At 55.1% G+C, this 24,881-nt stretch carries 23 protein-coding genes, 1 tRNA gene, 1 rRNA gene and 1 other RNA gene; 17 read left to right on the plus strand and 9 right to left on the minus strand.

Annotation, left to right across the window (positions count from 1 at the left end; genetic code table 11):
- Positions 1-77: 77 nt before the first annotated feature.
- A complete protein-coding gene (locus KF784_13815) occupies positions 78-860 on the minus strand; it encodes a DUF5602 domain-containing protein (protein ID MBX3120139.1) in 783 nt (260 codons plus the stop codon).
- 214 nt (positions 861-1,074) lie between these two features.
- Positions 1,075-1,749 carry a nitroreductase family protein gene (locus tag KF784_13820; protein MBX3120140.1) on the minus strand — a complete coding sequence of 225 codons (675 nt, stop codon included), beginning with the start codon at positions 1,747-1,749 and terminating at the stop codon, positions 1,075-1,077.
- 119 nt (positions 1,750-1,868) lie between these two features.
- Between KF784_13820 and KF784_13825 the strand changes: the two genes are divergently transcribed.
- Complete coding sequence (locus tag KF784_13825; protein ID MBX3120141.1) at positions 1,869-2,345, plus strand: hypothetical protein; 477 nt, start codon at positions 1,869-1,871, stop codon at positions 2,343-2,345.
- 71 nt (positions 2,346-2,416) lie between these two features.
- Here the strand turns inward: KF784_13825 and KF784_13830 are convergent, their stop codons facing one another.
- Positions 2,417-2,854, minus strand: a complete 438-nt coding sequence (locus tag KF784_13830; protein ID MBX3120142.1) for a GNAT family N-acetyltransferase — start codon at positions 2,852-2,854, stop codon at positions 2,417-2,419.
- Positions 2,855-2,903: 49 nt separating this feature from the next.
- Positions 2,904-3,254, minus strand: a transfer-messenger RNA (tmRNA) gene (gene ssrA / locus KF784_13835).
- A 189-nt stretch (positions 3,255-3,443) separates the two neighbouring features.
- On the opposite strand from ssrA, the gene KF784_13840 reads away from it, so the two are divergent.
- From KF784_13840 to KF784_13875, 8 genes are all read left to right on the plus strand, one after another.
- On the plus strand, positions 3,444-5,408 hold the full coding sequence (locus tag KF784_13840) for a hypothetical protein (GenBank protein MBX3120143.1): 1,965 nt from the start codon (positions 3,444-3,446) through the stop codon (positions 5,406-5,408).
- Positions 5,409-5,517: 109 nt separating this feature from the next.
- Positions 5,518-5,982: a response regulator gene (locus KF784_13845; protein ID MBX3120144.1), complete on the plus strand. Its 465-nt coding sequence runs from the start codon at positions 5,518-5,520 to the stop codon at positions 5,980-5,982.
- Between the two features lie 41 nt (positions 5,983-6,023).
- Positions 6,024-7,349: a rhomboid family intramembrane serine protease gene (locus KF784_13850; GenBank protein ID MBX3120145.1), complete on the plus strand. Its 1,326-nt coding sequence runs from the start codon at positions 6,024-6,026 to the stop codon at positions 7,347-7,349.
- A 58-nt stretch (positions 7,350-7,407) separates the two neighbouring features.
- On the plus strand, positions 7,408-7,962 hold the full coding sequence (locus KF784_13855) for a hypothetical protein (GenBank protein MBX3120146.1): 555 nt from the start codon (positions 7,408-7,410) through the stop codon (positions 7,960-7,962).
- A gap of 111 nt (positions 7,963-8,073) precedes the next feature.
- Positions 8,074-8,853 carry a helix-turn-helix domain-containing protein gene (locus KF784_13860; GenBank protein MBX3120147.1) on the plus strand — a complete coding sequence of 260 codons (780 nt, stop codon included), beginning with the start codon at positions 8,074-8,076 and terminating at the stop codon, positions 8,851-8,853.
- Positions 8,854-9,371: 518 nt separating this feature from the next.
- A 16S ribosomal RNA gene (locus tag KF784_13865) occupies positions 9,372-10,882 on the plus strand.
- Between the two features lie 141 nt (positions 10,883-11,023).
- Entirely contained in the window at positions 11,024-11,998 is a 975-nt protein-coding gene (locus tag KF784_13870; protein MBX3120148.1) for a hypothetical protein, read from the plus strand.
- Positions 11,999-12,040: 42 nt separating this feature from the next.
- Entirely contained in the window at positions 12,041-12,940 is a 900-nt protein-coding gene (locus KF784_13875) for a M48 family metalloprotease (protein MBX3120149.1), read from the plus strand.
- Positions 12,941-13,055: 115 nt separating this feature from the next.
- Here the strand turns inward: KF784_13875 and KF784_13880 are convergent, their stop codons facing one another.
- From KF784_13880 to KF784_13895, 4 genes are all read right to left on the minus strand, one after another.
- Positions 13,056-13,457 (minus strand): DUF3052 family protein, encoded by a 402-nt coding sequence (locus KF784_13880; protein MBX3120150.1) that lies wholly within the window; start codon positions 13,455-13,457, stop codon positions 13,056-13,058.
- Positions 13,458-13,547: 90 nt separating this feature from the next.
- Positions 13,548-13,964, minus strand: coding sequence for a hypothetical protein (locus KF784_13885; GenBank protein MBX3120151.1), 417 nt, complete (start codon positions 13,962-13,964; stop codon positions 13,548-13,550).
- Positions 13,965-14,056: 92 nt separating this feature from the next.
- Positions 14,057-15,352 (minus strand): hypothetical protein, encoded by a 1,296-nt coding sequence (locus KF784_13890; GenBank protein ID MBX3120152.1) that lies wholly within the window; start codon positions 15,350-15,352, stop codon positions 14,057-14,059.
- Positions 15,353-15,419: 67 nt separating this feature from the next.
- Positions 15,420-16,232 (minus strand): helix-turn-helix transcriptional regulator, encoded by an 813-nt coding sequence (locus KF784_13895; GenBank protein MBX3120153.1) that lies wholly within the window; start codon positions 16,230-16,232, stop codon positions 15,420-15,422.
- A 133-nt stretch (positions 16,233-16,365) separates the two neighbouring features.
- On the opposite strand from KF784_13895, the gene KF784_13900 reads away from it, so the two are divergent.
- From KF784_13900 to KF784_13910, 3 genes are all read left to right on the plus strand, one after another.
- On the plus strand, positions 16,366-16,704 hold the full coding sequence (locus KF784_13900) for a hypothetical protein (protein ID MBX3120154.1): 339 nt from the start codon (positions 16,366-16,368) through the stop codon (positions 16,702-16,704).
- A gap of 116 nt (positions 16,705-16,820) precedes the next feature.
- Positions 16,821-18,017, plus strand: coding sequence for a tyrosine--tRNA ligase (locus tag KF784_13905; GenBank protein ID MBX3120155.1), 1,197 nt, complete (start codon positions 16,821-16,823; stop codon positions 18,015-18,017).
- Positions 18,018-18,345: 328 nt separating this feature from the next.
- A complete protein-coding gene (locus tag KF784_13910) occupies positions 18,346-19,002 on the plus strand; it encodes a prepilin-type N-terminal cleavage/methylation domain-containing protein (protein MBX3120156.1) in 657 nt (218 codons plus the stop codon).
- 76 nt (positions 19,003-19,078) lie between these two features.
- Here the strand turns inward: KF784_13910 and eno are convergent, their stop codons facing one another.
- Positions 19,079-20,377: a phosphopyruvate hydratase gene (eno, locus tag KF784_13915; GenBank protein MBX3120157.1), complete on the minus strand. Its 1,299-nt coding sequence runs from the start codon at positions 20,375-20,377 to the stop codon at positions 19,079-19,081.
- A 120-nt stretch (positions 20,378-20,497) separates the two neighbouring features.
- Between eno and KF784_13920 the strand changes: the two genes are divergently transcribed.
- The 5 genes from KF784_13920 (at position 20,498) to KF784_13940 (ending at position 24,807) form a co-directional block, all read left to right on the plus strand.
- Positions 20,498-21,616 carry a DegT/DnrJ/EryC1/StrS family aminotransferase gene (locus KF784_13920; protein MBX3120158.1) on the plus strand — a complete coding sequence of 373 codons (1,119 nt, stop codon included), beginning with the start codon at positions 20,498-20,500 and terminating at the stop codon, positions 21,614-21,616.
- Positions 21,617-21,755: 139 nt separating this feature from the next.
- Positions 21,756-22,442, plus strand: a complete 687-nt coding sequence (locus tag KF784_13925) for a hypothetical protein (GenBank protein ID MBX3120159.1) — start codon at positions 21,756-21,758, stop codon at positions 22,440-22,442.
- The gene (locus KF784_13930) at positions 22,442-22,783 is read left to right on the plus strand and encodes a P-II family nitrogen regulator (GenBank protein MBX3120160.1); all 342 of its coding nucleotides are present in this window, start codon (positions 22,442-22,444) and stop codon (positions 22,781-22,783) included. The genes KF784_13925 and KF784_13930 overlap by 1 nt, the downstream gene beginning before the upstream one ends.
- Before the next feature lie 57 nt (positions 22,784-22,840).
- Positions 22,841-24,604: a hypothetical protein gene (locus KF784_13935; protein MBX3120161.1), complete on the plus strand. Its 1,764-nt coding sequence runs from the start codon at positions 22,841-22,843 to the stop codon at positions 24,602-24,604.
- A 126-nt stretch (positions 24,605-24,730) separates the two neighbouring features.
- Positions 24,731-24,807 (plus strand) — tRNA-Pro (locus KF784_13940).
- The last annotated feature ends 74 nt before the right edge of the window (positions 24,808-24,881 follow it).

The following is a 24,881-nucleotide window of genomic DNA, read 5'->3' on the forward strand; positions in this document are numbered from 1 at the left end:
TACCAAGTTCGAGTTAAGTAAGAAAAAGGACCGCCTGCACAAGCAAGCGACCCTTCTTAGATATTCCGAGTGCAGATCTACTTGCGGTAAACAAACCGCTCAAGAGTCACGCTGTACTCCTTGCGCACAGTATCGTAGGTGACCTTGTAGACCGTCGGGTAGTAACCGGGCTTTGCAACCTTTTCCGGAAGCACGATCTCTTGCTCAGACTGTGGCTTGGTTAGCATCCAGCCCAAGTCCACCATCGGCTCAAAAAAGTGGACATTGCCGTTGTAGGAACCAAAGATAAAGGTCTGAGTAAACGGCGTGCCGTTGAACTCCGGGCTCTTCGGATTCACCCAATGTGCTCCCATGTACGGCATCTCCGCTCCAGGCGCATAGACATAACCCTTCGACATCATGCCGTTGGGCACCGGCTTCTGAAACTTAGAGAGGTCCCCGTCGACAATCCTCATCTGCGCCCGCTCCGCTGTAGACACCATATAGAAATGGAAGTCGAGATGCGGCGTCGTGTAGATTCCGGCGGGCTCATGCCCCTCTGGGTTCCAATCGATGCTGACGTGGTTAAACGGCGTAACGTTTGCCTGCTTGGGCAGCGTGACGAGGAAGCTGTGCCCCATGCCATCCTCTCCCATATCTTTGGGGAGGTTCTCAAAGGCGCTTTCCGACATTGTAACGCCGACAGCCTCAGGCTTCTTATCCTCGCCGATTCGAACCCAAGAGCGTGCGGTTCCGTTGCCCATCAAGACGGTTTCGCCGATAAACGTTCCGGTCGTCTTGGTTTGACAAAAAGGGCAAGCCGATACGGCTGCCGTGGCCATCGCCACCATGGCGATAATGCTGATCTTTCCTGTTTTCATGTTCTTCCTTCTCTCTTCAAACGCAGTGGGACAGTCGCCCACAAAACGTGGGATTGTATGGATACACCCTCCTCAAATGTCGCCAGAGAACGAAGAATTAGGCATGCTGGTCGTTTGCGATGCGATATTTGGGCCTTCCGACTAGGAAAGAGGTCCGAGAGACAAGCAATCCTACGGGGACTTACTGCCCGTCACGGATGTGTAACGCAAAGGCTTATTCTGTAAAGAACGAGCTGATCTCTGCAAGAGACTTGCGCCCAAGATCGGGCACCATGCAATCCGGATGAGGGTAACCAACCGGCATAAGCACAAAGGGCTTTTCGTTAATCGGCCTGCCGCAAAGATCGCGTAAGAATGTCATTGGAGCGGGAGTGTGAGTGAGTGTCGCAAGACCCGCATGGTGCAGGGCTTGAATCAGGAATCCGACCGCAATCCCCACCGATTCGGTCATGTAGTAGTTCTTTAACCGTCCACCGTCGGGCAGCAGGTCGTAATCGCGACGAAAAACAACGATCACCCAAGGCGCAGCCGTTATGTGCTCTTTGCGAAAGTCGGTGCCAAGCGGAGCAAGCGCCTCAAGCCACTCATCGGGTGCGCGATCATCATAAAACGCTCGCTCCTCAACCTCGGTAGCGGTTCGAATCTTCCGCTTCATCTCCGGGTCGCCGATCGCTGCAAAATGCCACGGCTGGCGATGGGCTCCACTTGGAGCCGTACCCGCGACGAGAATCGCCTTCTCGATGACATCTCTCGGAACGGGATCGCATGAAAACTGCCGAACGGTCCGCCTGGCGTTAGCAATCTCATACTCCTTCTCAATACGTTCTCGAACCTGATCGACCGGCACGCGCTCCGGTCGATAGGGGACAGGCTTAAACGATTCGGGCATTCAAGGATTCTACAAGCCGGACGCGGGCTGAATCAATCTAACTGAACTCTATCCTCACACCTGCGTCCATTCCACCGAGATGCTCGCCGTCCGATGAAGACGGTCTGCGGAGGACTTCGATGAAACGACATTGGGCTACGATCACAATTTGTACAGCTTCACTCGCAATCGCGACAATCGCGATCACGACACAAACTTCATTTGCGCAGGGAGATCAAGGCGGCTTCCAAAATGGTGGCCAAGGCGGCGCGGGCCCGCGAGGCTTCGGCGGCGGCGACCCTAACCAACGACCAGGGCAAGGCGGACAAGGTGGTTTCGGCGGCTTTGCCGGGGGAATGGGTGGCGGCGGTGGAGCAGCCATCGACAGCGACCAATTCTTCCTCTATGTTGTCTCCGGAAACAACCTGATCAAGATTCAGAAATCGGACCTTAAGGTTGTCGGCACGACTCAATTGATGCAGATGGGCGCACCGGGAGCCGGAGGCTTTGGTGCCCCTGGACAAGGTCGTGGCGGCGCAACAGGAGCCGGTGGCGGTGGACAGCAGCGCGGCGGTGGCGGCGGCGGAACACCTCCTCCCGCAGAAAGCGCGGATTAGCTTCATTCCTAAGGGATTCTTTACGGCTGCCCGATCTATTCGACCGGGCAGCCGTTGGAATGTGGCGGGTGCTAAACGCTCATCAATCGCTCAAAAACAACCTGGCGTTTGATCTCCTCAAACCCCAACCGCACATAAAAGTCGTGCGCCTCCGTTCGTTTCTCATTCATGCGCAGGCGCACTTTTTCGACGCCCAATTGATCGGCAAGTGCAAAGGCATGGTTGATGAGCGCCTTGCCGTGCCCCTCGCCCCGACTGTCCTCGTCCACAACGAGGCCCGAAATCAGCAAGTAAGGCTCGCTTGTCAGTTCAGCATCAAGGCGAGCGCCCATCCAGCCGACTATCTTATTCTCCGACTCGACCACAAACACAAAACGCTCAGGGTCGTCAAGAAACGATTGAAGGGATGACCGCATGCGTTCGAGGCTCACCGAGTAGCCAAGCTGGACACTTAACCGCGCCATCTCATGGGCATCGTCAAGGAGCGCCTCGCGAATTCGACCAGCCATAAGCCGATTATGAATCCGCGCTGCAAACAATGCAGTCAGAAAGGAAATCTGGTGGAGGCGGGGAGAATTGAACTCCCTTCCAAAACCGTCGCACTAACCATCACCACGAGCGTCTTCCCAGATTAATCTTAGTGCCAACCTGCCCTGAGACCGGCCAGTTGACACCCAGCTCGATTAGTTTAACTCAGCTTGCTTCAAGCGGCAACTCACTGAGCGATCCGGATTTTGTTACACCCGAACTCTCTCCTACCGACTCGGAGAGGGCGGACGCGCTGCGTTAATTAGGCAGCGTAGGCGAAATTGTTGTTCGCTTTTACTTTTTTGCCGCTTTTTACGAGGCCAACGGCTCCTCGGCTCGCAACGGAAAGTCGAACCAGCTCTGTCGAACCCGTTCGCCCCCAGTTCCTACAATTATAGAACATCGGTTGCTTGCAGGCAGTTCCAGGCTCAAATTTTCAGGTCTATATAGATTTTTTGCACGTAAATCGGACAGTTCTAAAGTATTCTTGAGAATGAGATTGTTACAGATTGCCCGGTCGTGTGCATCATTCGTTCGCGCACGACACGTCTGAATTTCTGGAGAATGCCCGTGAATACACATCGTTTGACTCTTTGCTCGGTCGGTTTGGCAGTATTGGCCAGCGCCGCATTAGCCCAATCGGGGCGAGTCGGCCCGACCAAGATTTTTACAACGTCACGAGCCGTGGTGGAGAGCACTGCAAAGTTCCAACCGCAGATTAACCCCATCATGCGCGCAGGCCTGTTCGTACCCGAGAACCCCGGCCGCAACCTAATCTTGGCTCCACCCGAAGCGATGAATGCGCTTCCCGTTGGAGGCATAGCGCCATACAAGAACACCACCGGCAAGGCCTACTTCCCCGGAATCACAGCGACGGGATGGGTCCCTGCCGACCCCCACATCGCGGTGGGTAAGACGCACGTCGTCCAAGTCGTGAACTCGGATATTGCGTTCTTCACCAAGACGGGCACAAAGGTTTTCCAGCAGAGAATGGATGGCGCGTCCGGTTTCTTCGGCAGTGTCGGTGCAAGCAGCTTTGTCTTCGACCCCAAAGCGATCTACGACGCGAATACGGACCGATACTTCGTTGTCGCACTAGACAAGACTGCCGACGACTCCAATCTACTCATTGCTGTCTCCGACGATGACAACCCCGTCGGAAACTGGTTCAAGTACAAAATCAACTGTAAGCTCACGGTCGGCGCCGATACCTTCTGGCTCGACTACCCGGGCTGGGGTCTCAACAAGGATGCCGTGGTTTGCTCGGGCAATATGTTCGGCCTAAACAACGGTGGATTCGGTGGCGCACAGTTCGTCGTAATCAAGAAGGCACAGCTCCTCACTGGCGCTGCCGCTCAAGTGACATCGCTTGTCCACGCTGGCGGTTATTCCGTCCAGATGGCAGAGACACGCGACAACGCTCTCGACAAGATCTATGCGATTTCGTTGCAGAACACGGGCCAAGTACGGATGTACGCGATCACTAACACGGCGGGCGTGCCCGTACTGAACTTCACCTCAGTCGGCATTCCGTCCTACAACCAGGTCACACGAAACGCAAACACCATCGGCAGTGTGCTCGACCCGGTAAGCGACCGCGTTTTCCAAGCAACGTTCATCAACGGGAAGCTGTACACAACGCACGTCGCGATGACAAACGATAACCGAATCGGTTCGCGCTGGTACCAAATCAGCATGAACAACTATCCGGTCGGAACCCCAACCACCGATATGGCAGGTTTGGTCACGGCGAACGCCGGACAAGACGCATTCATGCCAGGTATCGCCGTCAACAACCTCGGCGATGTCTCGCTCATCTTCACACGCAGCAGCCCATCGGTCGCTGCCGACGTGATGATCTGTTCGCGAAAATCGACTGATGCTCCGGGCGTCATGAGCACTCCCGTCCAGATGGCCACTTCAACAGGTTCGGGCTACGGCGGACGCTGGGGTGACTATCACTCCGTGCAGATTGATCCCAGTGATGGGCTCACATTCTGGGGAGTTGCCAAGACGATCAATGGCAATAGCTGGGCAACTCAAATCGTCTCTTGGTCGGTAAGCAGTCCAATCGAAGTTGCCGACGAATGGGATGCAACCTCCGTGGCCGCATTCCTTGGAAACTATGCTGGCGGAGATGTGACTTCGGTCCAATCCGTAAACAACGTAACCTACAACGTTTCGTCGGTCTACATCCAATCCCTCGGGTACGCGGCGGCTGTTGAAGCAACCTTCAACGTCACCCCCGGACCGTACAACAACATGTTCGTGAAGATCAAGGCCAACCAGGTCTTGTCCGTAACAGGCATGGTCTGGGTTTGGAACTGGAACACAAACTCCTATGAGTTCATCAAGGCTTGGCCGCTTCCGAATTCGAATACGGTTAGCCTCCAACTCTTCGGTAACCTGGCTCGATTCGTGGGCGCGGATGGAACGGTCAAAGTCGTGTTCCGCACGAACTTCGGACTCAAGGCATCCAAGTCGCACGTCCTCAAGGCTGACCTCATTCAGTTCTTGACAACGACGCCCGGCTAATCGACTCAGAAACAGATAGGGAATAAGCGGGCCGCTATAGCGGCTCGCTTATTTTAATTGGGCACTCCACCATCACCCCCTCCCTGCCCCAAGCTATAATCAAGCCAATATGACGCGTGTTTTGGTGATTGACGACGAGCCCGATGTCTTGCAGGCCGTAGCTCGTCGACTTGAAAGGTGCGGCTATGGCGTCGAGACAGCGGTCAGCGCCGAGGACGGAATCAAGAAGGTCTTCGACACCGCGCGACCCTTCGACGTGATCGTCACCGATATGAGCATGGATGACCCCGAAGCAGGCCTCCACGTACTCAGCGCCGCATTCTCGCGTGATCTCTTCGCCGAAGTTATCGTCATGACCGCCTACGGCAACGTTGCAAATGCCGTCGAATGCATGAAGCGTGGAGCGTTCGATTACGTCGAGAAAAACTCCCCGGGCATTGATACATTCGAACTGCTCACTCTAAAGATTGATCAAGCGATGGAAAGACGTCGGCGCGACATGCGCACGATTGAATTGTGGGAGCGGACTGCAAAAGTCCGAGAAAGAGAAAAGGCTCCAAGCCTTCCTGATTAGTATTTGCAGGAACGCACTATGTTCATTTAGAACTTTAGAACGTGCTGCTGCCGATTCGATCTAAGAATCCTCCGGAAAGCTTTCCAGTAGGGACGGTCCTCCTCATTATTGCGAACGTAGTGGTTTATGCCTTTACGTCCGACATGTTCCTGAGCATCAAGGACCCAATTGTCGAAAACTACGGGCTCTCATACAACAATATGAGTCCGTTAACATTCTTCTCAAGCACGTTTTTACATGCCGATCTCTTTCACCTTCTCGGCAACATGTGGTTTCTCTACCTCTTCGGGTTTGCCGTGGAGGGTCGCTTCCGAACACCTAAGTTCCTCGCTGTCTACTTTTTAGCTGGTCTAGCCGGTGACGCCCTGCACCTAGCGCTAATGGGAGCACGCGAGCCAGATCTGCCAAGTATTGGTGCGTCTGGTGCGATCATGGGCGTTATGGGGGCGGCGATCTATATGTTCCCGCATGCCAAGGTCATGATGCTGTACTTCTTCGGCATCTGGTGGTACGGTATCACCGATTGGGCGATGTGGGTCGTCGGGCTAATCTATGTTGGGCTAGACGTACTGGGCGCCCTTGTGAGTGCAACCGGGGGTGGAGTCGCCCATTTGGCTCACCTTGGCGGAGTGGGTGGTGGGTTCCTCATCTGTATGTTGCTCCGAACCCACCGCGACGATGCCTACACGAGCGAAGCGAAGGCAAGCCTCGACGAAACAAAAGACCTCAGTCTTCTTTCAGCATCAGAGCTACAAGCTCTTTACGAGATCAATCCAAAGGATCATAAAATCATTACGCATTGGATGCTATCCATCATCCGTGGCAGGAGCTACTCAACACTGCCCGCCGGCACCGGCTACAGCAGCCACTACAATCCGCAGAAAATCGACCCGATGGCGATGCAGGCTGGTATGGGATTTATGAGTGGCCCGCCAAAACCGACGGTATTAGGGCAAGGGGGTTCCAGCCCCGACACCTGCATTCGAGCCTTTCTGGGTGCCTTGCCGCAGTTGGTCAAAGAGATGCCCGCTGCCACCATGTCGAGCATCCTCTTACAGTTCCCCGCCGACCCAGGAAGCATTCCTTCCTATGCTTTCTTCGAGGTCGGAACAAAGCTGGAAAGGGAAGGGCAAGGAATTCAGGCGCTTCAAATGTATGATCACGTTCTCAAGCATCCACAGCCATCGCAATCGGACCTTGAGGCAGCGATGTTTCGCAGTGGTGTCCTGTGCGAAGGGCAGATTGCAAACTTCGAGCGCTCGGCCCACTGTTACCGTGAGATCATTCGCGTATTCCCCATGAGCACCTTTGCGGACAATGCGCGGTCGCGCCTCGCAAACCTCCAAAAGTCCGGCCGTATCAAGTAATTGCCAGAATAAATAATAGTAAGTATATTTTATGATGTATATTAAAGGTGGTGACATCATGAAAAAGCTGCATATCACGCTCTCACTCCTCCTCGCCGCCTCCGCCCTCTTCGGATTTAGCCGCCAAGACCCGCACAATCACGGCAAAACGTCCGCCCAAAAGCCGCAATCTGCCGCTGAACTGGCCTTCGACCAATTCAAGAGCATGGTCGGCGTTTGGGAAGGGAAGGACGCCTCAACCGGTCGCAACATCAAGATCGAATACAGGCTCATCGCCAACGGCTCCGTCGTAATGGCGACCTCCGACTACGACGCCCACCCAAACGACCAGATGGTCACGATGTACTCGCTCGACATCGGCAAGCTCATCCTCACTCACTACTGCGTGGCCCGCAACCAGCCAAGGCTTGAGGCCACAAATATCTCTGCCGACGGTAAAACCATCGAGTTCAGGTTCAAAAACGGCACCGGCTTGAAAGACATCAATACCGGGCACATGCACAACGTGAACGTCTGGTTCCTCGACAAGGACACCTACAAAGATCAATGGAGCTTCTATCAAAACGGCAAAGAAACCTTCATGGAAGACTTCACGCTCAAGCGCGTCAAATGAACCCCAGCCACGGGCGAATGACCGTCCCTCAAAAGGGACGGTCCTGTTTTTTGAAAGATTATGTGACCATATGGTCACATATAGACCAAATCTGTGTTATGCTCCTAATCGGTGAACGAAGACGGCCTGGATTCTGTATTTAAGTCCCTCTCCGACCGCACCCGACGAAGGCTTCTCGACATGCTCAAGGAGAAACCACGGACAACGGGCGACCTATGCGCGCAGTTCCCCGACGTCACGCGGTTTGCGATCATGAAGCATCTGGAGGTGCTGGTCACAGCTGGCCTGGTCGTGCTGCGTCGGCAGGGAAGAGAGAGGTGGAACCACATCAACGTTGTGCCCTTGCAAGAGGCGCACGAACGTTGGGTGAGCCAGTATCAGCAGGCATGGGCGTCTTCGCTCCTGACTTTGCGGCGAACGGTCGAATCCGAGAGCCGCGCGGAGAGATTAGCAATGGATCAGATGACAATAGAACAAGAGATCGTCATTGGGGGTGCCCCCGACACTGTATATAAAGCGTTGACCGAAAACATCGGCGCTTGGTGGTCACACTCCTTCTCAGATGCGCCCAAGCACATCACCCTCGAACCGTTTCCTGGAGGACGGTTCTTCGAAGAGTTTGAGGGCGGCGGCGGGCTATACGCAACCGTCACCTACGCCGAACCCGGCAAAGAGCTGCGAATGCTCGGGCCAATGGGCATGTCGGGCGCGGTCGCAGGATATGTCGAATACCGGCTCGAAGCCGAAGGCAAAGACACACGACTCAAGCTTTCCCATCGCGTCGTTGGAGAGGTGACTGACGAAAGAAAGAGTCTCTACACAACGGGGTGGAATGCACTCCTCACCCAACGCTTAAAGCCTTTTGTCGAAAATGGGGAAAGATATCGTTAGCTGATTTCCACCCATTTGGGAATTAAAAGCACGATTCTAAGGGCATTTCAGAGGTCCCGTCGGTCCTCGGCGGGACCTTTCTGCAGCACACGGCCGTCGCCGAATTGAACCGCAACCGCCGATTCCGGCCCATTTTTTACAAGGAATGGCCCATATTCAGCGGGACTTTTCCGCAATCGTTGCATTAGGGGTTTGAGTGGGGTACAACTTGCCCTCGCGACTCAGAGCGGGGACGGTTAAGAGAACCGAAAAGATGCGAGGAAATCGCCTGGGACCCTTGACTTCCGCAACGAGACGTGCCTATAATTCCAATTGCTGTCCGAGAGGTCGGCAAGCTCCTTGAAAGTTGTATAGAGTGCGTTTGGTAAGGTGAGCTACAAGCAGGACTACGGTCCTGCAAAACGAAGGCCGAACGAGGAACGATAATCTAATCGAGAGACGTTTGGATCCCGCAAGGGAAAAACTTCGACCCCTGAAAATAAACGACCTGATCCCGTTCAGTCGGGAATAGGAAATTTTTTTCGGAGAGTTTGATCATGGCTCAGGACGAACGCTGGCGGCGTGCCTAAAACATGCAAGTCGAACGAGAGAGCAATCTCTAGTGGCGAACGGCGGAGTAATACATAAGCAACGTGCCCCGAAGACTGGGATAGCCGATGGAAACGTCGAGTAATACCAGATGTGGCCGCGGGTAGGCATCTATCTGCGATTAAACGGTTTTTCGCTTCGGGAGCGGCTTATGCCTCATCAGCTAGTTGGTAGGGTAACGGCCTACCAAGGCTACGACGGGTAGGGGGTCTGAGAGGATGATCCCCCCGAGTGGGACTGAGACACGGCCCACACACCTACGGGTGGCAGCAGTTGGGAATCTTGCACAATGGGGGAAACCCTGATGCAGCGACGCCGCGTGGAGGATGACGGATCTAGGTCTGTAAACTCCTTTTTCATGGAAAGACTTAGGACGGTACCATGAGAATAAGCACCGGCTAACTACGTGCCAGCAGCCGCGGTAAGACGTAGGGTGCAAGCGTTGTCCGGATTTACTGGGCGTAAAGAGCGCGTAGGCGGTCTGTTAAGTGAGAAGTGAAATCTCTATCGCTCAACGAAGAAATGGCTTTTCATACTGGCAGACTTGAGGAACGCAGAGGTGACTGGAATTCCTGGTGGAGCGGTGAAATGCATAGATATCAGGAGGAACTCCCATGGCGAAGGCAGGTCACTGGGCGTTATCTGACGCTGAGGCGCGAAAGCGTGGGTAGCAAACAGGATTAGATACCCTGGTAGTCCACGCCCTAAACGATGGATACTACTCGTTGGGGGTATCGACCCCCCCAGTGAGCGAAGCAAACGCGTTAAGTATCCCGCCTGGGGAGTACGGCCGCAAGGTTGAAACTCAAATGAATTGACGGGGACCCGCACAAGCGGTGGAGCATGTGGATTAATTCGATAATAACCGAAGAACCTTACCCAGTCTTGACATCGATGGAAAGTCCTAGAAATAGGGCCCTCTCCCACAAGGAGACCTGAAGACAGATGTTGCATGGCTGTCGTCAGCTCGTGCCGTGAGGTGTACGGTTAAGTCCGCCAACGAGCGCAACCCTCGTTCTATGTTACCAGCGAGTAAAGTCGGGGACTCATAGGAGACCGCCGGTGTAAGCCGGAGGAAGGTGAGGATGACGTCAAGTCAGCATGGCTCTTACGACTGGGGCTTCACACATGCTACAATGGGCGAAACAAACGGCAGCAATACCGCGAGGTGGAGCAAATCCGAAAAATACGCCCCCAGTTCAGATTGCAGTCTGCAACTCGACTGCATGAAGGTGGAATCGCTAGTAAACGCAGGTCAGCTATACTGCGTTGAATACGTTCCCGGGTCTTGTACACACCGCCCGTCAAGTCACCTGAATTGTCTTCACCCGAAGTCCGTGGCCTAACCGTAAGGAGGGAGCGGCCGAAGGTGAGGGGGGTAAGGGGGACTAAGTCGTAACAAGGTACCCGTACCGGAAGGTGTGGGTGGATCACCTCCTTAAGGATAAGCACTTGACTCTGCACGTCAGAGTTAACATATCCAGGTCGGTCTCATCTTTCAGATGCACTCTATAGAGCTTTCAAGGAGAAGGCGTCCCGAACTGTAATGGTTCGGGGCGCTTTTTTGCGTTAAGATAAGGGTATGAGCGCAATGGCGCAAACGACCCTGGACTGGATTACAGTCCGAAAAGCGTTCTTTGCCTCCACGCTAGCCGGCTTCGTGGTTGCTCTTGTCACTAGTCCGACATCTATCCCAGGCATAACTTCAAGCTTGGGTAACACTCCAATAAGCCAAGCCATTTACCACTTCATATTGGGGCTCGGAATGCACGTCGTTCCCAGTGCAATCGCCTTTGCGTTGACCTTCATGATTCCCCTTGTCTCTGGGAACAAAACGCTCAGGTGGGCATGGGGCACCTTGCTGATCTTGGCCAGCTTCCAAGGTGAACTCCGCAGCCTGCCCTGGTGGATTCAGGAAGGGCGCGTCGCTGAGATACTCGTGAACGTCCTTATCTTCGGCGGTGTGTTGGCGCTCTTATGCTGGCTTTGGGATCGGAAGCAGAGCCCCCAGGAGCCTGTTTCCGAGGAAAACGGGGTAAGAATCGCGCGGAGTTGGCCGGTCCTGGGTACCGCCATCGCTATCGGCGCTTTCGCTGCCGTAGTGCAGTCTGTCCTTACATTCCTCAGCATGAGGGCTCGTGCGGGTGGGGTAGAAGTTGGTTCCTTCTTTTGGGAGCAGCATTGGAAAGCACTGCCCGGAGAAATATTTGCATTTGGTGTGATGCTGGGGTGCTTGTTGCCCTCACGGAGCAAATCGGTGTATCGATGGCTCATTGGCACTGTTGCCGTCTCGATGATTATTAAGGCCCTGAGCGCCTATCCCTCGATGGTTGATACGTCTAGCCATGGAAGACCTGGGATCATGGCGGGTGTTGGAGAGTGGGGATTGACCGTTCTGGCCGGGTTAGCAGTTAACGTCATTGCGCTTTGGCTTGCTATCATGCTTTATTTGCTAGTCAACCCCGAGGAGAAGATCGGCGAATGGAGTGAGCGTTGGAGAGCAAAACGCCAAAACCGAAAAATTCAGAAAGCACAAGAATGGCTCAGCGGAGAGTAGCCCCACTGCAACGATTACCAACCGTTCCCGTATCAATTGACAATGAAGAGGTCCTTCCAAGACCAGGTCCGAATCTACCGCCGACGCAGCATCGCCATGGCCTTCGTCGCGCCTTTTGTGGCGATGGGCGTCTTTACCAGCGTCGGCGTTTGGCTGCTAAAGGACTACTTTTGGGCGCTGAGCGCGCTCGGTCTTGTCATCGTGCTTGGCGTGGGAGCCCATGGATACTTCTATGCTGCCCCCGCCATGCAGATTTCCCTCGCAAACGGCAAGTCCAGCCCTGAACAAGAGCGGAAACTCAGCAACCTACGCGACGAACTCAGGGTAGCCACCGGGAACACCAACCTCGGCGTCTTCCTGCTCGATAGCCCCGCCATCGACGCCTTTGCCCTCGGCGAACGGTACGGAATGCCCGCGATCGGCGTGACGGAGGGTGCGCTGGAGGCTTGTTCGCGCGACGAACTGATGTGTATGCTCGCCTTCGCCGCCGCGTCGCTGCAGATGCGCGACATCCGGTTCCTCGCCATGGTTTGGGCGCTGGCGATGCTGGGGCCTAATATGCTGCGGCTGTTCGCGGAAGGGTGGGGACAGCTTGTCAGCGACCTGGAGGCTTTCGTGCCTGCACTGGTGATGCTCCTCATTGCTGTCGTGCTGAGCATCTTCGGCTGGGTATGCGCAGGCTGGATTTATGGCCTGATCCTCTCCAAGCGCCAAAAGATGGCAGACGCCCTGGCGCTCCAACTCTCCCGACACCCGGAAGCATACATATCCGCAATGGAGAAAGCCGCGCGAAGACCCATCATTGGGATCGGTGGTGACGTCGCCCCGGTCGCCTTTGTTGGCAGCGTCAAGAACGGCGACATGCGACGCTCGGTAAGAAGAAGAATCAACACCATCGGGCGAATCTTCGGCGTGAGCAAAACGGTCGTTTGGGGCGGCTAAGACAGATCAACACACCCTAAGAAAGAGGCGATCTCAATCCGTTTGAAACTCCATCCCTTAAGGGAGGGACAGTGAACAGAGTGAACCGAAGGCGGGTGGCGTGAGCAGTGATGGTTTAGCGCAGCTCAACCCGCCAGACCATCCTCAGCCCCGACCACACCTCCGAAACTGCGCAAACCTTATTGTCCACCAAGCCCATCGGCAAGCAAAGGTCGCGCAGGTCTTGTTCGGTGATGTCGGTCGGCACCTTGGAAGCCTTCTTCGGCCAGCAGATCCAGATCGACCCGTTTGGACGGATGGATTCCCCTAACGCGGCCATCGCAGATTCCATGTCCGCCTTCCAAAAAAAGAACGCGAGCACGATGTCACAGAATTGCCCAGGCTCATAAGTGGCAGGACTCAAGCCATCCAGCCACTCCGCCAACCCATCGGGAGCATTCAGCGCCGTCACGACATGCTCGGGCTTGATGCCGAGCTTCTTGGGGAGCGGAGTGCCGGAGTAGCCAACGGTGGACATAAAGGAAAATGATGAACGATGAGTTATGAATGATGAGTAAGAAGATTATCCCCATTCATCATTCATCGTTCCTAATTCATCCTTGAATCATTACTCCCGCCTCTTCGCCATCTGCTTTCCAAACCATTTCTCATTCCCATCAGCCGTCAGCTCCGCCTCAAACTTTGCCACCAGGGCCTGCGCATCGCTCTCAAAGTGATAGCTCCCGTCGATATCCCCCTGCCAGATCGACTCGATCACCCACTCCGGGACAGGTAAGAAAATGATCCGCTCCGGCGCATCAAGCTTCACCGTGACAATCGCCGAACCACCTTGCGGGTCGGGGTAGATGAATTCAAGGTAGATAGCCTGAGGCTCATAGCGGGTCGTGCCCATCTGCGGCAGGCCCTTCACCTTGGCATCGAGAAAGGTCTGCTCGTCAAATTCGCCCTCGGAAGGGGGAAGACCTTGCTTGAGCTGCTCAAAGATCATCAGCCTTTTCTCGGCAGCATAGGCGTTCAATGGCATAGCTTATTATGGATATTTTTTGAGCGCTGAGCTTTCACACTGCTGGAGGGTCACTGTCCTCAGTGACCGATCCCAATGACAAAGGAAAGTGCCTACCCCTTCACAACCGTAAAGTCCCCTTTACGCTTCCCAACAACAATCTTCCACCCCGTTTTTAACTTGAGCGTCCAGCCCGGCCCACTCACGGCACCGGAAGCAGGCGCCACCACCTTCGCCGACCGCCAATCCCCCGCAATCAAAACGCCATCGGTGACCTCAATCGTCCCCCATTCGTCAATGATCGTCGCCGTCGGATAATAGGTTCCATCCTCATCAAGCGGTACCAAATTCTGCGGATCAAAGGAGACTCGCATCTTCTCAAAAGGAAGAAGCAGAACCGGACCCTCAATCATCCGCTTGCGGATCGCCGCGAGCTTCTCCAGCCTCGCCTTCTCCCGGTCTGTCTCGATCTGGAGCAGTTCGTCGTAGCCGTAGGGCTTTGCAAGCGCGATAGTCGCCGAATCCGATTGAAACGTCTTCAAATCATAAAGCTCAGCAAGCATCCCGGCAAGGCTCGACTGCGCAGTAAGAGTCTTCCGCCACCGAATCTCGTCGTATAGCGCAGCTTCCCGAACGTTCAAAAGAAGCGCATAAGCCGGACCAGTCTTGTAAGCAAACCGCCGCGAATAGGTATCCAGTCCAACAAAGTAATTCAACTGATTGCTCATCCACATCCGCGATTCCGGCTCCCAGCCCCCGCGCATCATGTAGCCCGTAAACTCCGCAAGCCCCTCGTTCAGCTCAAGCTGGTCCTCCTCGACCTTGGCTTTGGGGAACAGTCGGTACCGCATCTGACGGAACTCCAGCGCATTCTTCGCATACCGATCGCGATCCTTCGCCGTCCGTGCCAAAAGCGCCTCACTCAGCGCTTTGAGTTCAAGCTGAAGCCACAAACGGCCATCCTTGGTTTCCATCTGCGCATTTTGGGGCGACGCGCCAGGGATGCCAAGCTCCGGCTGAATCCGGTGAAACAGCTCGTGGATCATCAGAGTCGCTCGCTCGGCGCGGTTGGAGGGCAAAGGCCACATCACCATCGTCCAACGGCTGCCCGCCCAATCGATCGCCGTGTTCGCAATCGCGATCTGATCCGACAGCTTGCCCAAAAAAACCTCGGCCTGCTCCGAAAACTCACCTTCCGGCGGCCTTTGATTTGTCACGTAAGTTCGGGTGTCCGCATGAACAAAGATCATCGGCCCATAAAGGGGTTTGCCCCAAAGCTGCGCGTCGTCGTCATCGGAAATCCACTTGGCTTCCTGAAAATATCGCTTCGCCGTCGGGATATCAATTGGACCCTGAATGGGATTCAGCGGCAGCAATGTCAATGCTATAAGTGGCGCAATACAGATCACACTCGAATTCTATTGCAGACCGCCGAGGCAAGCTTGTATTGCGCCTGCAATATGGACGCGCTTTGCGTTATTTCATCAATCGCCGGTACTTCGACGGGGCGATCCCGTAAGCCTTGACGAATTCACGAGAGAAGTGCGCTTGGTCATAGAAGCCAAGGTCCACGGCAATCTCGGCAATGAGCGCATCGGTCGCCCCAAGCCTCTTCTTTGCCTCTTCAAGCTTGAGCCACCGTGCATATTCCCCCACCGAACAACCGTGAATCTTGCGGAAGGTCCGGGCAAGGTGCGCCTCATGGACCCCAACCTCCGCAGCGATCTTGCTCAAAGAAAACGTCTGTTCGGGGCTGTCATGAAGCAGGCCCATGATTCGGCGCATCCATTCCGGTTCGGCCTGATACTCCTTGCGTAAGGTGCGTTCGGCATGGGTGAGAAGACTAAGCGTTAGCGAGGCCAGCGCCAGCAGGGATGCCGGATCGGAAGTTCGAAACTCGGCATAGATGCGCTCAATAAGGCGGCAGGTGGTCGGGTCGTTCAAGACGGTGGCCATCTCTAAAACCTCCACCGCGCCACCTAGCCGCTTATGAAAGTCAGGAGAGAATTCGACACTCAGCGTATGCGCACCTTCCGGACCGATCTCGTCGGAATGGGCCTGTCCTGCCGGAACGATGAGTAATGAACCAGGAACGCAGGTCAGCACCTTGCCCGGATAAGTCTCGATAAACTGCCCGCTGATGAGGCAGGTGATGTGCGAAAGCACATGCTCATGTTGGGGGATGTGCATCGCCCCGGTGAAGTGGTTTTCCGTGATCGTGAATTCAAGCGATTGTCGCCGGCGTATCGATTCGCCGAAGTATTCGCCCAATCCCAGCTTTTGACTCACACACGCCATTTTAATCTTCCTACTGCATTCTCTTTGCCAGGGACTTCCCGAGCGTCAAAGATTGTCAGATAGTTCGCCCGTCGAGGCCCGCCAAACAGCTCGTGGCTATCCGTGCGAAGGGTAAAATAGACGCATGAGCAAGGTGGTAGAAGGCGACAAAGTCCGTATCGTGACACGGGCCGTCACAGAAGAGGACCGAAAGTCAAACCGCTATTACGACCATATGGGCGGGCTGACCGGAACTGTGCAAAACGTTTACGGCGCCGACGAGGTGGCCGTGATGGTCGATCTTGACTCCTTGAGCGAAGTTTCGCGAAACGTCCACACCGTCGCAAACGAGCGGATGAGAGAAAAATTCCTCGGCTCCGTTTCCGAAGAGCAGAAGAAACTGCTCACCGATGAAGAACTCAACTTCATGGCCCACTACATGCTCCTCGTCCGCCAAGCGGATTTGGAGAAGCTCGGAAAATGAGAAACGAGGAAAGATGAATGATGAACGATGAAGTTGGCCAAGGTTCCCTATTCATCACTCATCGTTCCTAATTCATCCTTTCCTGCGTTCAGCGCCCCGGTAAACTCCCCCCTTCCATGACCATCGACGAACAGTTGGCGATCCTGCGCAGAGCGACGATTGAAATCATCTCCGAAGCCGAGCTCATCGACAAGCTCAAAAGCGGACGCCCCCTGCGTATCAAGCTAGGCGTCGATCCCACCGCTCGTGACGTCACGCTCGGTTGGGCTGTTGTCCTTCGCAAACTCCGCGATTTTCAAAGGCTAGGTCATCAAGCCGTTCTTGTGATTGGCGACTTCACCGCCATGATCGGCGATCCCAGCGGCAAAAGCAAAACCCGCAAACAGCTCACGCCCGAAGAGGTCGCCCAAAACGTTGAGGCCGTCAAGAAGCAGTTTGGAAAGATTCTCGACATCGACAAGACCGAGATCCGCCCCAACAGCGAATGGCTTGGCAAAATGAACTTCGAAGACGTGCTGCGGCTGTGCGCGAAGACAACCATCGCCCGCATCATGGAGCGCGACGATTTCAGCAAGCGTTGGGAAGCGCATCAGGCCATCGGCATGCACGAGCTGATGTATCCGCTCCTGCAAGGGACGGATTCGGTCGCGCTGGAAGCTGATGTCGAGCTCGGGGGGAACGACCAGAAGTTCAACAACCTCATGGGTCGGCAGCTCCAGGAAGCCAACGGACAGGCTCCCCAAGTCGTCGTTCTTTCGCCACTCTTGGTTGGCACGGACGGCAAAGAGAAAATGTCGCAGTCGCTCGGCAACTATGTGAGCATCATCGACACGCCGAACGACATGTTCGGCAAAACGATGTCGATCCCAGATGAGCTGATCGAGAACTGGTTTGAACTCTGCACCGACGTGCCGATGCCCGAGGTAAAGGAACTGCTTGCACCCGGCAAGAACCCACGCGATGCCAAGGTCCGACTGGCGAAAGAGATCGTCGCGCTTTACCATTCAACAGAAGCCGCCGACGAAGCCGAGAACTACTTCATCGAAACCTTCAGCAAGCGTCAGCAACCCGTGGAGGCTGAGGAGGCCGCCATCCCGCAAGAGCTGATCGTTGAGGGCCTCGTCCCATTGGCGAACCTGATCGGGGCGCTTGAAATGGCAAAGTCGAACGGCGCTGCCCGTGACCTTATCAAAGCCGGAGCCGTCGCCCTCGATGGCGAAAAGGTAAGCGACCCCTTCATCAAGCTCGCCCCAAACGACCTGAAAGGAAAGGTCTTAAAGGTCGGCAAGCACCAGTTCCGAAAGCTCGTCTAGTTGGGAGTGCGGAACTTCAGAGTGTGTTGCTTTCGCCAGACGTAACCACCCACTGGAGGGTCACTGTCCTCAGTGACCACTCTTGGCCAGACGTGGTCACCCACTGGAGGGTCACTGTCCTCAGTGACCGCTCTTGGACTCTTGGACATTGAGGACAATGTCCCTCCAGCCTCGAAACAACTCACACTTCCATCTATAGAAACCCACCCACCGGACACCAGTGCTCCCCTCCCCGTAAAATCCCCATCTTTTTATTGTAGAAATGTTGCATTAAAGCCAACAATTACAATAACATTGCAATAGATAAATTCATGCAGGTGTCTCAGCTATGAAGAAAAACGGATTTACCCTTATCGAACTCCTTGTCGTCATCGCGATCATCGCCATTCTTGCCGCGATTCTCTTCCCGGTTTTTGCTTCGGCAAAGCTCGCCGCCAAGAAAACAGCTGACATGAGCAACGTCCGCCAGATCGGTATGGCGATCCAGATGTACGCCAATGACAACGACGACCTCTCCCTCTACAAGGACGAGACCATCGACTACGAGTGGTATTTGCCTCTCTACACCTATGTAAAGAATCCGACGATTTTCCGCACTCCCGCCTATAAAGCCCTGCCTTCGGAGCCGCCAACCGACTACCTCATCAATGGCGTGATGGCCCACAGTGCGAGCCTCACCCAATTCAGCGACCCTTCTGGGCAGATCATCATCGCCCTGCGAAGGCAAGAGGTTGAAGACACGGACTACCATCCTTGGCCCGGCGATTACACAAGCTGGGACGACCCGAACGCCTACGAATTCGATGAAGGAAGCGGAGTTGAAAACTGGTTCGACAAACGAATCTTCCACGATGCGTTCAGCAAAGGTTCAAACTTCGCCTTCATCGACGGCCACGCGAAATTCCTCCGATGGGAGCTCACTTACAATAACCGCCCCTATCCAGGCATGCACAACGTAGACCGGATCGTTGGAATTCGGGAGTAGATTGGAAAGCTATCGGCTTCGATCTCCGATAGCCGATAGCCGATAGCCGATAGCTGATCGCTGATGTCCGTGGTTCCTACTTAAACCTTCCAGCAATCTTCCCAAAAGCCCCTGGCCCCGCGTAGACCGCTGTCCCTTCAAGCATCTCTTCGATGCGCAGGAGTTGGTTGTACTTGGCAACGCGGTCGGTACGGTTCGGCGCGCCGGTCTTGATCTGCCCGCAGTTCGTCGCCACCGCAAGGTCGGCAATCGTTACATCTTCCGTCTCGCCCGACCGGTGGCTCATCACAGCCGTATAGCCCGCTCGCTTAGCCATATCAACAGCCGCGAGAGTTTCGGTGAGCGATCCGATCTGGTTCACCTTCACAAGGATGGAGTTCGCCGTGCCCGTGTCGATGCCGCGCTTCAACCGTTCGACATTGGTCACAAACAGGTCGTCGCCGACAAGCTGAACCTTCGATCCAACACGGTCGGTGATCTGCTTCCAGCCATCCCAATCCTCTTCCGAGAAGCCATCTTCGACGCTGATGATCGGATACTTCTCCGTAAGTCCAGCGATGTAGTCGGTCTGCTCAGCGGGCGAAAGCTGTTTGCCGTTCTTGTAAACGTACTTCTTCGTCTTCTCGTCGAAGAATTCGGTTGCGGCACAGTCCAAGCCAAGCCACATGTCGTCCCCGGCTTTGTATCCGGCTTGGGCAATCGCCTCAATGATATAGTCGAGAGCCAACTCCTGTGACTCCAGGTTCGGCGCGAATCCGCCCTCATCGCCAACGCCGGTGTTCAACCCCTTGCCCTTCAATACCTTCTTGAGTTTGTGGAAAACCTCAGTCCCCTTCTGAAGCGCCTCAGCAAAACTCTCTGCCTTCACCGGTAGAACCATAAACTCCTGAAAATCCACGTTCGAGTCGGCATGCTTGCCGCCATTGAGGATGTTCATCATCGGCACGGGCAGAACCGCCGCGCTAACGCCACCAACGTACTTATAGAGCGGCTGTCGGCAATAGTTGGAAGCGGCTTTGGCGACGGCTAGAGACACACCCAAAATCGCGTTTGCGCCTAGCTTTGCCTTGTTGGGTGTACCGTCAAGCTCAAGCAAAACCGCATCGATTGCGACTTGGTCTGTTGCATCCATATCGATCAGCTCAACAGCGATTGCATCGTTGACGTTTTCGACCGCTTGGAGTACGCCCTTGCCATCATAACGACCTTTATCCTCGTCCCGAAGCTCAACGGCTTCGAACTGCCCAGTGCTGGCCCCGCTTGGCACGGCAGCGCGGCCCCAAGCCCCACTTTCGAGGATAACATCCACTTCAACGGTGGGGTTTCCACGGCTGTCCAAAATCTCACGAGCGACGACGTCAACAATGTTGGGCATGACGTCGATAGCGTACCTCTGGCAGGGCGGATATCAGGGCTCGCGTCCCAATTGACCAGGACCGATCCAAAGTACACTTATGGGGCTGGCGCAGAGCCGCACGGCAAGGTGAGGGATCCGTTGAAAGTACCGTTTTACGATATCAAAGCTCAGTACGACGAACTTCAAGCTCCGATGGACGCAGCCGTCCATGAGGTCATTTCGACCGGCGCTTACGTGATGGGGAAGTACCATAACGCGCTCGAAAAAGAGCTTGCCGAATACCACGGCTGCAAGCACGGAATCGCCGTCAACTCCGGTACGGACGCCCTCCGCATCATGATGGACGCAGTCGGGATTGGAGCGGGCGATGAAGTGATCACCACCGCTTTCACTTTCGTGGCGAGCGTCGAAACGATCATGCAAACGGGAGCCACGCCCGTGTTTATCGACATCGATCCCGCGACATTCCAGATGGACCCCAACCTCATCGAAGCCGCCATCACCCCGCACACCAAGGCCATTCTCCCGATTCACCTCTTTGGACAGCTTGCCGACATCCGCCGAATCAAGGAGATCGCCGACAAGCATAACTTGATCCTCCTCGAAGACGCCGCCCAGGCGCTGGGATCGCACAACAACGGGGAATACGCCGGACAATTTGGTGTCGCCGCTGGATTCAGTTTTTATGTGACGAAGAACCTTGGTGCAGCTGGCGACGGCGGTCTGATCATGACCAACGATGATGCCATCGCCGAGCGAAGCAAGTCGATGCGTGTGCACGGCATGGGTCGCGAACGCTACTACTACGATCACCTCGGATACACAAGCCGCCTCGCCGAGGTTCAGGCCGCCGTGCTCCACGTCAAGTTCACAAAGTTCGAGGAGTGGAATTCGCGCCGTCTCGAACTGGCCAAGACCTATTTCGAGATTCTTGAGGGCAGTTCGGTCGTGCTCCCGGCTCTCCTCTCCGGAAACAATACGACATGGCATCAGTTCACCATTCGATCATCCCGGCGTGATGAGCTTCAAGAGTTCTTAAAGCAGCGAGAAGTGGGTTCGATGATCTACTATCCTGTGCCTATTCACTTCCACGAACCGTACGCTCATCTCGCGAATGGCAAAGGTAGCCTCCCGATCACGGAGCAGGTTTCCGAGGAGTGCTTAAGCCTTCCGATCCATCAGCACATGTCTCAGGATCAAGTGGCCTTCGCCGCGACCTGCATCAAAGAGTTTGCGGGCAGCGCGGTCACAGCCTAAGCACAACCGGAGCTTGCCGTGAGTTCGGGTAGGCAGGTAGTCTTCAAGTAGTCGCCAAGTTGTTGGCATGTTGTTTGTCCGTCAAGCAATTTGCAGACAACTTGCAAACTACTTGTCAACAACTTGACAACGGTTCTCCATGCAGGTTCCACCTTACATCCCACAGCCGGTTGAAATTCCGAACAACCTGACTCAGGAGAAATATCTCGTGCGACTCGGCTTTGTGCGCAGGGTCGCCGCCCTGCACATGCTCACACTAGGGATTGTCGCTGCGCTCGTCCTCGCCCCAATCCCCCAAATGCCCCTCCCAACCGCCGTACTGCTAACAGTGGGCTGTCTGATTGCACTCGTGAGCCTCCGAAGGATCGAGAAGGGTCAGAAATACGAGCAGATCATCTCGCTAGTCTTGTTCCCGCTGATGCTGGTTTCGATGGCTCTCACCATCCAGGGGCTCGATGCAATCGGCTGGCCGATGTGGGCGCTGCCTGTCGGCGTGGTGCTGGCCCAGCTTTACACCTTTGTAAGCGGGCGCGACCTCAGCTACATAGTGATGTTCCTGCTGCCCTTGGTCCTTGGGGTCACGGGAATCATCGTCTATGGGATTTGGGCAAGCATCGACCGGGGGACCATCTTCGGAGCCTGCATTCTGCACGGAACGGTGCTTTTCTACTACGTTTACGACCTGGCCTCTCTCTTAAGTCGGCGAAGGTTGGGTGAGGAGCTTGGGGCGGTCATCGACCTTTATCGCGATCCCCTCAACTTCTTGAGCTACACCATCCGTGTGATTCGCCACTGGCGCAAATACAGCGTTTGGGGGCGTCCATAATGGTACGCATCACCTGCATCATCAAACCTCATCGCCTTGAGCAGGTGAAATCCGCCATCGCATCACTGGGAGTTTCGGGGATGAATGTTGCCGACGTTCGTGGTTGTGGCAACTCCCCCGAGAAGGCAAACTGGTTTGGCGGCGAAGAGATCCTCGTTGCCCTACCACTGCGCTCCAAGGTCGAAGTTGTCGTTTCCGACGACATGAAAGAGTCGATTATCGAAGCTATTCTCGAATATGCGCGGTCTGGAGACTCCGGTGACGGTAAAATCTTTGTCGAACACGTTGAAGACGCTATCCGAATACGAACGCGTGAACAGGGCGATCCCGCCATTGAGTGAACGCATTCGGCTTTTGAAACGTCTGAGTTCAGGAATCCAAAAGTGACGGTCTAAACAATGATTTCTTCTCTTGTTGCTCTCGCTGTTATCGCCTTCTCCCCGATGGAGGCCCAGAATCTGCAGGTCAGTGTCAACGTCAAGGATGGCGACACGATCTCCGGCGAGATGAATTTCCGGGTCTCGGTCCAATCGAAAAACCCCGTAAACCAGGTCGAGTTCTATGTCGGCGATAACCTTCGCGATACCGACTCAAGCACCCCTTACGAGTTCAAGTTGGACACGATCAGCGAAAATGACGGATCAATTAAGCTGACCTTTGCCGCGTACACAACCGAAGGCGAAAACGTAAAGCGGGTTGTCAACGCCAAAATCGACAACGGCTTGTCGAAGGGGGCAGATTTCCACGTAACGCGTGGACGCGAACTGCTCAGCGAGAGCAAATGGGATGACGCGATTTTGGCAGGCAGAATTGCCCTCAAAGCCAAACCGAACCATAACCCCGCCCGACTCATCATGGCTCGCGCCTACTATGGCCTCGGAGTGTTGGACAAGGCACAAAAGTACGCCGAAGATGCGCTGTCCGACGATCCCAAGTTCAGCGAAGCTCAAGAGTTCCTTTCCGCGATTCTCCTGAACCAAGTCTTTACCATCATCAATCGCGGCGGCAAAGAAGAAGAAACGATCAAGGCCATCCGGACAACCCTCGTGGGCGCTGTCACAAACAGCCGCAAGTTCGTGGATGCCGGTGTGGACAACTTTGGAACGGTGACCGCCGAGAATCGAATGGCTTACGTTGACGCCGCGATTCGCGCTCACCGCTATTCAGCCGTCACCCAAGAGCTTGGCCCCATCTTCCGCCAAAACTCCAAGGATTACCAAGTCGGAAATCGACTTGCTTACGCTTACGTCAGACTCGGTCGCTGGGATGAGGCCTTCATCGCGATGGAAGCCATGAAGCGTGCCGGTGTGCTCGATGCCTACAGCTACGCCCTTCTCGGCGTGATTGAGGCATGGAGGTCGAACGAGCAGGCATCTGACGATGCCATGCGCGAAGCCGTCCTTAGCGATGGCGATAACCTCGGAGTGCGAACCGCACAGGCAGCAATCGCTCTGCGAAGAGGCCGCTACGATACGCTCGGACCGCTGTCGACCGCTTTGGTTAATGATGCAGGCAGCCGGACAGAATCGTTCTACTACAGAAGCATCGCTCAAAATGCACGCTCCCAGTTTGCAGACGCCGAGCGCTCCTTCCAAAGAGCCGTTCTTGCTGATCCCATCAACTACGAAATGTACATCGAGCGCGGAAACCAGGCGCTCACGCTGGTCATCAACTCCCAGGTGAGCTCAAACCAATTCCCGCACCTCGTGCAGTTGGCCCGCGCTTACTTCGAGGCTTCACTCGCCGCAAGGCCAGATTCGGCAGAAGCCCTCACCGGTATCGCCTTCGTCAGCGCATACGAAAAGAAGAATGCCGACGCGATTCGCTTCGCCCGGGCCGCAACCCAGGCAAACGCGAACTACGCAGCCGGACACTTTCTGCTTTCGATGGTCGCAGCCACAGGCGAGGCCGAGGCTAAAGCTGCTGCCGAGAACATCCGCCGTGGCACCCGAGATGGCAGCCTAACTTCCGAGCAGCGCGAGCAGATTCGCCGCTTGTCCGATCAGTCGAATGAGTACGGCAAAGAGGCTGTTCGAGCAAACCAGGAAGCAGGTCGGCTTGATCGAGCAAACCTCTCCGGACGAACGATGCCCGGCACCATCGAAGCCTTCAACTACTTCGTGCGCTACGGACGCATTCCGTACATGATCTCACCCAAGTAGATGTGGTGAACGAAGCGATTGGGCGCTGAGATACCTCAGCGCCCAATCGTGTTTATTAGGCTCAACGATTACGATGTCCGAAAGTCATGATCGCAAACGGCGAAAGGGTATCATGAACGCTCGCGTCGGGGCGTGGCGCAGTTTGGTAGCGCGCTTCGCTGGGGGTGAAGAGGTCGCAGGTTCGAATCCTGTCGCCCCGACCAACTTTCTCATACATCATCGCCAATTGACGTCGCATCCATTACTGCCCGCCGGTCCGAGGCGATAACCTTGCAGT

The sequence above is a fragment of the Fimbriimonadaceae bacterium genome (genome assembly GCA_019638775.1).
In the GTDB taxonomy this organism is placed as follows: Bacteria; Armatimonadota; Fimbriimonadia; order Fimbriimonadales; family Fimbriimonadaceae; genus JAHBTD01.

Excerpts from the sequence above, each read along its gene's own strand:
- KF784_13815 (MBX3120139.1), bottom strand. The coding sequence starts at position 860 with ATGAAAACAGGAAAGATCAGCATTATCGCCATGGTGGCGATGGCCACG.
- KF784_13820 (MBX3120140.1), bottom strand. The coding sequence starts at position 1,749 with ATGCCCGAATCGTTTAAGCCTGTCCCCTATCGACCGGAGCGCGTGCCG.
- KF784_13825 (MBX3120141.1), top strand. The coding sequence starts at position 1,869 with ATGAAACGACATTGGGCTACGATCACAATTTGTACAGCTTCACTCGCA.
- KF784_13830 (MBX3120142.1), bottom strand. The coding sequence starts at position 2,854 with ATGGCTGGTCGAATTCGCGAGGCGCTCCTTGACGATGCCCATGAGATG.
- KF784_13845 (MBX3120144.1), top strand. The coding sequence starts at position 5,518 with ATGACGCGTGTTTTGGTGATTGACGACGAGCCCGATGTCTTGCAGGCC.
- KF784_13855 (MBX3120146.1), top strand. The coding sequence starts at position 7,408 with ATGAAAAAGCTGCATATCACGCTCTCACTCCTCCTCGCCGCCTCCGCC.
- KF784_13870 (MBX3120148.1), top strand. The coding sequence starts at position 11,024 with ATGAGCGCAATGGCGCAAACGACCCTGGACTGGATTACAGTCCGAAAA.
- KF784_13875 (MBX3120149.1), top strand. The coding sequence starts at position 12,041 with ATGAAGAGGTCCTTCCAAGACCAGGTCCGAATCTACCGCCGACGCAGC.
- KF784_13880 (MBX3120150.1), bottom strand. The coding sequence starts at position 13,457 with ATGTCCACCGTTGGCTACTCCGGCACTCCGCTCCCCAAGAAGCTCGGC.
- KF784_13885 (MBX3120151.1), bottom strand. The coding sequence starts at position 13,964 with ATGCCATTGAACGCCTATGCTGCCGAGAAAAGGCTGATGATCTTTGAG.
- KF784_13900 (MBX3120154.1), top strand. The coding sequence starts at position 16,366 with ATGAGCAAGGTGGTAGAAGGCGACAAAGTCCGTATCGTGACACGGGCC.
- KF784_13905 (MBX3120155.1), top strand. The coding sequence starts at position 16,821 with ATGACCATCGACGAACAGTTGGCGATCCTGCGCAGAGCGACGATTGAA.
- KF784_13910 (MBX3120156.1), top strand. The coding sequence starts at position 18,346 with ATGAAGAAAAACGGATTTACCCTTATCGAACTCCTTGTCGTCATCGCG.
- eno (MBX3120157.1), bottom strand. The coding sequence starts at position 20,377 with ATGCCCAACATTGTTGACGTCGTCGCTCGTGAGATTTTGGACAGCCGT.
- KF784_13925 (MBX3120159.1), top strand. The coding sequence starts at position 21,756 with ATGCAGGTTCCACCTTACATCCCACAGCCGGTTGAAATTCCGAACAAC.
- KF784_13930 (MBX3120160.1), top strand. The coding sequence starts at position 22,442 with ATGGTACGCATCACCTGCATCATCAAACCTCATCGCCTTGAGCAGGTG.
- KF784_13935 (MBX3120161.1), top strand. The coding sequence starts at position 22,841 with ATGATTTCTTCTCTTGTTGCTCTCGCTGTTATCGCCTTCTCCCCGATG.